Annotated in this window: 1 pseudogene; it reads left to right on the top strand. The window is 58.7% G+C overall.

The window, feature by feature from the left end:
* Positions 1-305 (top strand): annotated as a pseudogene (locus tag QWI17_RS02430) (carbohydrate binding domain-containing protein); the annotation flags it as partial.

The following is a 305-nucleotide window of genomic DNA, read 5'->3' on the forward strand; positions in this document are numbered from 1 at the left end:
CGCCGAATCGCTGCGCAAGCTGGACCTGTGGATCAAAGCACTCAAGGACGAGGGTATCTACATCTGGCTGGACATGCATGTGCAGCGGGCGCTCACTGCCAACGACAATATCGAAGACTTCGACGAATTGGCCAAAGGCGAAGCGCGCATCGACCTGAAGGGCTACGCCTACGTCAACCGCAGTATCCAGCAGGCAATGAAGCGCTTCGCCGAACAGTACCTGTCCCACGTCAACCCTTACACGGGGCTGGCCTACAAAGACGACCCGGCGATTGCCGCCGTGCTGATCACCAACGAGAACGACC

This window comes from Gilvimarinus gilvus, assembly GCF_030518155.1.
Lineage (GTDB): Bacteria > Pseudomonadota > Gammaproteobacteria > Pseudomonadales > Cellvibrionaceae > Gilvimarinus > Gilvimarinus gilvus.